We start from the raw sequence: 6153 nt of genomic DNA on the forward strand, positions 1-6153 counted from the left end.
GTGGATATAATAAAAAAGGTCTCTCCGGAAAATTAAATACGACGGTTTCATTGAAAACTAACAACAATACTGTTTCAGTAAGCTGGAAGAAAACTAATGGGGCATCAGGCTACTATATTTATCGCGCTACAAGTAAAAATGGTAAGTATAGCAAAATCAAAACGATTACCAGTGGAAAAACATTGAAATACACAGATAAAAAGGTAAAACTTGGAAAGACATATTATTATAAAGTAATTCCTTTCAAAAAAATTAGTGGTAAGTCGGTGAAGAGTGCGAGTAGCGAGATAAAGAGTATTGTATTAAAGAAAATAGATTCGAAACCAATTTCAACTCCAGATTCTACTTGGGAGAATTCAGCAGTGGCACAGAAGCTGATAAGTTATCTTAAAAAGAATGGTATGAAATGGCAAGATTCAAGTGGCGGAACAAATTATACTATAGATTATCTTAAAGTTGGAAAAGGAAGTGTAACATTGCAGTATCAAAATGCTCACGGTGATCAAAAGAGCATGCTTTGGATGTCTTATTCTTTGAATTTGGAGATAAATTCAAAGAACAGAGAAGTTGTTACACTTTTTTGGGGAGATCAATATAATTCTAAGGATTCAAAGGAGAACGAAGTAAATATTGATTATAGAGTAAATAGCAATGATAATTCGGTTGTAGGAAGTATTTTGACGAGTTCCTTTACTGAAAAATCAAAAGTTAAATTCTATAATAACTATTTGAAAGATTATACTTTGGAACAGATGAGTGAAAAAGGAAATAGTTGTTTACAAGAAGCACTTCCATTATTTGAATCCTGTCTGAAAAAAGGAGATTCAGGTGTTACGATGGCAGATTTAGGTTTTACAGAATATAATTTTAGTAATTAAAGAATGAACGAATTGAAGGGGTACTGCTTGAGTGGTATCCCTTTCTAATTCAACAGTTTAACGGATATAAATTTTATCATGGTAAAGCGATGAAAATATAGTTTTAGACTATAACTAGTACTAGGTATTATGAATTGGCGTAATTTAAAAGTGCGTGGTATAGTATGTTCATGCTCAACGGAGCGGGGAATAAGAGAGAGGGAGAATGAGATGTCTGGGATTGTGATTGAAAAGGTCCGGAAGTCTTTTGACACGAAAGATGGCGTGGTCGAGGCTTTGAAGGATGTGAACCTGAATATCGATTCCGGTGATATATATGGGATTATCGGTATGTCGGGGGCAGGTAAGAGTACATTGGTACGATGTATGAATTTTCTGGAGGTTCCTACAGAGGGACAGGTTCTGATAGATGGGAAGGCTCTTGGAGATTTGACAGAGAAGGAATTGAGGAAACAGAGGGAAGAGATTGGTATGATCTTCCAGCATTTCAATCTGCTGATGCAGAAGTCAGTGATCGATAATGTCTGTTTTCCCCTTTATATAAAAGGAAAGAAGAAGGCAGAGGCCAGAAAGAGGGCAGCAGAGCTTTTAGAAATCGTTGGTCTGGGGGACAGGCAGAATGCTTATCCTGCACAGCTCTCCGGTGGACAGAAGCAGAGGGTTGCTATTGCAAGAGCACTTGCATCGGATCCGAAGATCTTACTTTGTGATGAGGCTACCAGTGCATTGGATCCGCAGACTACTTCTTCTATTCTGGAATTGCTGAAAAAGATTAATAAGCAGTTTGGAATCACCATAGTGATTATTACTCATCAGATGTCGGTTGTGCGTGAGATCTGTACGCATGTGGCAATCATGTATGAGGGTGAAGTGGTTGAGAAAGGACTGGTTGCAGATATTTTTGCAAATCCTCAGTCAGAGGTTGCCAAAGAATTGATCCGAAAGGATACAGGCTCCGATATCGACGCAGACAGTAGACTGGATGCCGGCAGGGAAAAAGGACAGGCAGAGATTAAAAGTGGTGAGAAAATACGAATCGTATTTTCTGAGAATTCAGCTTTTGAGCCTGTGATCGCAAATCTGATCCTTACATTCGGAGAACCGGTAAATATCCTGAAGGCAGATACCAAGAATGTAGGTGGTGTAGCCAAGGGAGAGATGATACTGGAGTTTATGGAGGGCAGTACCAGAACAGAAATGATGAAACAGTATCTGAAAGAAAAAGGTTTAGCAATCGGGGAGGTGACAGGATATGTGGGATCATGAGACAATAATGATGATTGTCCAGGGTGTGGGAGAAACACTTTACATGACAGTTCTTTCCACAGTTCTGGGATACCTGTTCGGACTTCCCATGGGAGTGTTGCTGGCAGTATCAGATAAAGAGGGACTGAAACCAAATGCAGTGTTGTATAAGATACTGGATGCAATTGCAAATATTGTGAGAAGTATTCCGTTTCTGATCTTGTTGATTCTGCTCATTCCTTTCACCAGAGCAGTAGTGGGAAAGAGCTATGGATCCACAGCAACTGTAGTGCCTCTGGTAGTGGCTGCCATTCCTTTTATAGCACGAATGGTGGAATCTTCTATTAAAGAGGTGGATGCAGGTGTGATCGAGGCAGCCAGAGCTATGGGTGCAAGTAATATGAGAATCATTGTGAAAGTGCTTCTGGTAGAAGCCAGAACTTCACTGATCACAGGAGCAACGATTGCGATTGGAACGATTCTTGGTTATTCCGCAATGTCCGGTGCAGTTGGCGGCGGCGGACTTGGTGATATCGCCATCCGTTATGGATATTACAGATATCAGTCAGATATCATGATCGTGACAGTTATCCTGCTGGTGATCCTGGTACAGATTTTCCAGTCAGTGGGAATGCTGATCGCTAATAAGATAGACAGAAGAAAATAAAAATGAAATAACAATAAAATTAAATTCAGGAGGACAATTATTATGAAAAAATTAGTAGCAGCAGTTTTAACAGGAGTATTAGTAGCAGGAACTTTAAGCACAGGAGTTTACGCAAAGGATGATGACAAGACAATCACAGTTGCAGCGTCTGCAACACCACATGCAGAAATCCTTGAAGAAGCAAAGCCAATTCTTGAGAAAGAAGGATATGATCTGGAAGTTACTGTATTTGATGACTATGTAAGACCAAACGAGGTTGTAGAGAGTGGAGAATTCGATGCAAACTACTTCCAGCACATTCCATATCTGGAGCAGTTCAATGAAGAAAAAGGTACACACCTTGTAAATGCAGGTGGCATTCATTATGAGCCATTCGGAATTTATCCGGGAACAAAAGACAGCCTGGATGATCTGGAAGATGGAGATTCTATCGCAGTACCAAATGATACAACAAACGAAGCAAGAGCACTTCTTCTTCTTCAGGATAATGGAATCATCACACTAAAAGAAGGCGCAGGATTAAATGCAACTGTTAAGGATATTGCAGAGAATCCTCACAATGTGGAGATCGTAGAGCTGGAAGCAGCACAGGTAGCACGTGTTACAGGTGAGACAGCTTATGTGGTATTAAACGGAAACTATGCTCTGGAAGCAGGCTTCTCAGTTGGAAAAGATGCACTTGCATATGAGAAATCTGACTCTGAAGCAGCAAAGACATATGTAAACGTAATCGCAGTAAAAGAAGGCAATGAAGACAGCGAAAAGATTCAGGCACTTGTAGATGTACTGAAATCTGATGAGATTAAAGATTTTATCAATGAGAAATATGATGGTGCAGTAATTCCTTTTGAAGAAAACTCAGATGCAGAAGAAGCAGATACAGAAGATGCAGATGATGCAGACAGCAAAGACGCAGACAATGCAGATGACACAGCAGAAGAAAATGCAGATACAACTGACACAGCAGAAGACGCTGAATAAGTAAAGATAACAGGAGATTCCTTTTTCAGGTAAAACTGGAGAGGGAATCTTTTTTGTGCAAAAACATATAGGATTTCCATTGTATTAAGGAGAATCCAGCAGAGAATCTGTCAGTGATTGGAGAATGCATAGGCATTTTAAGATTAAATATACAGGGGATGAATCTGAAAGATATAGACTTTCTGAAAAATCTGAGCCTGGATTACCTGGATATGAGTAATGTGGAAGTAGAAAACAATATATTTGAGCCATTGACAGAGATGAAGAAACTGGATACTCTGTGTATGTGTGATGTAAATGAGGCAGCTGCCGAAACTCTTTCGCAGATGAGTACCTTAAAGGCGCTGTTCATGTGGGGAGATAGTACCATACTGGAGAATCTGAAACCATTGAAAGGGATGACACAGCTGGAGACACTTGCATTCACAACACAAATTTCCTCGTTAGAAGGAATCGAACAGTTTCCTTCATTAAATTTCCTGTCAGTGAGTTTCAGCCTGGTGAAAGATCTGTCTCCTGTCACAGGAGCAAAGAATCTGCAGGCAATAGATATTTCCAATGCAGATATTGAAAATTTTGAACCGCTGTTTGGACATTCGGGACTGACGGAGGTACACTGTACAGAGGAACAAAAAGAAGAAATCATGAAGATAGATTCTTCTCCTGATTTTGAAATTTATACATAAAAAGGGACAAAATTGTCCCGCTCTAAAATGGGCAGATATGGTACACTTAACAGTATCATATCTGCTTTTAAATTATGGATCAGTCATCAGATAACGGATAGTGGTAAAGATCAAAAAAATACAACCTCGGGTTTTGACAGAAGGGAGATATGAACAGGAAAGAGGTGTGAGAAGAAATGAAAGAAACAGAAGAAATCATGGGAATGATAAAAGAGGAAGGCGCCGCATATTTTGCAAGAGAACGAGGAAACAAGGTAGAGGTAGGGCTTTATCTTGAGCATATAATCGAAGAGCGTGGAATGAAAAAGAAAGACATTGTGCGAAAGCTGAATCTGGAAGAATCCTATGCACGAAAACTGTTTGGCGGTCAGCGAATCCCCACAAGGAAAATACTGCTGCAGTGTGCGTTTCTCCTTTCTCTTGATCTGTCGGATACACAAAGGCTTCTGGATATCGGTCAGAAGCCGAGACTTTATCCGCGCGTACGTTACGATGCAGCGATTATTTATGGACTGGAAGAGATGAACAGCTTCCTGGATGAAATCGGGGAAGAGGTTTTATTGTAAAATATTTTTGAAAGATATCCCGGAAGGGATTCTGAACGCTGTCAAAAATGAAGATGGCAGTGTATAAAATTACAGAGGTATTAAAAAAATCATTCCCGCAAATTGTTCAAGCTGCGATTACATCTTGCAGGGTGCTTTTTTTAATACACTCAAATCCAGAAAAAGGAGGGTTTTACGTATGAAGAAAAAACAAGTCGCATTATTGTTGGCAGCACTTATGTGCATAACACCTGTGGCAGAAAGCGCAGCTGTTATGGGTGCAGAATTTTCTTCGGGGGAAGAAACTGTAGAGATGCAGGGCACGGAGGAAGAAGCCGAAGCAGAGGATACGGCAGAAATCTGGACATCCGGGAAGAAGTATCAGATTTTGGTACGGAAGAAGCACCGGAAGTGGACGGATTTACATCAGAAGAATCAGAGGTATCGACAGACGCGGCAGGTGCCAAACAGGTAAAAGGATCTTTTGAAGTGGCATACATAACAGAGGAACAGTACAATAATGCCCTGCAGAGTGAAGAACGTCCGGAAGTGGACATGAAAACAGTAGAAGACACTACTTTTTCAAATGCGTTAAACAGTATCGAAGGAGAAAATACAGGATACTGTTTTGTAAGAGTCCAGGATCTGGAAGATGCAGCAGACTTTGTGGCTCCTGAAGGGATGACAGTACTGGTGGAGAATGCAAGAGCCAGAAGTATTACACCGAACGGAAACATCGCATTTTGGGGTATGATAGATCCGCCAGAGACGATTGAAATCAAAGAAGGAAAAGGAACGACAGCTTTCTTCTGTCAGGATATGAGAAGTGTATTAAAAGGAACTGGTTCCGATGATAAAGTGATCTTTTGTGGGCAGAATAATGCGATAGGTGGTATTTCCGGAGTAGAAAATGTATATCTGAGAAATAACAGCCATGATTTGCAGGTATTTGGTGCCAGTGAATTTTTTAATATTTACAATGAAACGGATAATATCAAAAACAATCCACAGGAAGAAAATGCTTTTTTTATACACATTGTAAACAGTAAGACTGCTCCGGTATTCCATAAAACATTTGACTGGGGTACTGGCGAGTTTGAAAATGAAAATGGAGAGAAGTGGAGCAGTCCTTACGGAATTGGAATTACATA

Annotated in this window: 7 protein-coding genes and 1 pseudogene; all 8 read left to right on the forward strand. The window is 40.0% G+C overall.

Annotated features, from left to right (window positions below):
* Positions 1-878: pseudogene (locus tag AC058W_RS15525) on the forward strand (hypothetical protein); the annotation flags it as partial.
* 210 nt (positions 879-1088) lie between these two features.
* Positions 1089-2144, forward strand: a complete 1056-nt coding sequence (locus AC058W_RS15530) for a methionine ABC transporter ATP-binding protein (protein WP_117675207.1) — start codon at positions 1089-1091, stop codon at positions 2142-2144.
* Positions 2131-2790, forward strand: a complete 660-nt coding sequence (locus tag AC058W_RS15535; protein ID WP_117675204.1) for a methionine ABC transporter permease — start codon at positions 2131-2133, stop codon at positions 2788-2790. The genes AC058W_RS15530 and AC058W_RS15535 overlap by 14 nt, the downstream gene beginning before the upstream one ends.
* A gap of 42 nt (positions 2791-2832) precedes the next feature.
* Complete coding sequence (locus AC058W_RS15540) at positions 2833-3771, forward strand: MetQ/NlpA family ABC transporter substrate-binding protein (RefSeq protein ID WP_117844040.1); 939 nt, start codon at positions 2833-2835, stop codon at positions 3769-3771.
* A 113-nt stretch (positions 3772-3884) separates the two neighbouring features.
* Entirely contained in the window at positions 3885-4457 is a 573-nt protein-coding gene (locus AC058W_RS15545) for a leucine-rich repeat domain-containing protein (RefSeq protein WP_147418528.1), read from the forward strand.
* A 176-nt stretch (positions 4458-4633) separates the two neighbouring features.
* Positions 4634-5023: a hypothetical protein gene (locus tag AC058W_RS15550; protein WP_479390283.1), complete on the forward strand. Its 390-nt coding sequence runs from the start codon at positions 4634-4636 to the stop codon at positions 5021-5023.
* Positions 5024-5201: 178 nt separating this feature from the next.
* Positions 5202-5477, forward strand: coding sequence for a hypothetical protein (locus tag AC058W_RS15555; RefSeq protein WP_479390284.1), 276 nt, complete (start codon positions 5202-5204; stop codon positions 5475-5477).
* The coding region (locus tag AC058W_RS15560) for a hypothetical protein (RefSeq protein ID WP_479390285.1) at positions 5414-6153 on the forward strand (740 nt) is incomplete at its 3' end. The genes AC058W_RS15555 and AC058W_RS15560, both read left to right, overlap by 64 nt.

The organism is Blautia sp. CGZ-1-C1 (assembly GCF_056504575.1).

What these genes read in the sequence shown, in the direction of transcription:
- AC058W_RS15530 (WP_117675207.1), top strand. Translation starts at nt 1,089, where the DNA reads ATGTCTGGGATTGTGATTGAAAAGGTCCGGAAGTCTTTTGACACGAAA.
- AC058W_RS15555 (WP_479390284.1), top strand. Translation starts at nt 5,202, where the DNA reads ATGAAGAAAAAACAAGTCGCATTATTGTTGGCAGCACTTATGTGCATA.
- AC058W_RS15540 (WP_117844040.1), top strand. Translation starts at nt 2,833, where the DNA reads ATGAAAAAATTAGTAGCAGCAGTTTTAACAGGAGTATTAGTAGCAGGA.
- AC058W_RS15550 (WP_479390283.1), top strand. Translation starts at nt 4,634, where the DNA reads ATGAAAGAAACAGAAGAAATCATGGGAATGATAAAAGAGGAAGGCGCC.
- AC058W_RS15535 (WP_117675204.1), top strand. Translation starts at nt 2,131, where the DNA reads ATGTGGGATCATGAGACAATAATGATGATTGTCCAGGGTGTGGGAGAA.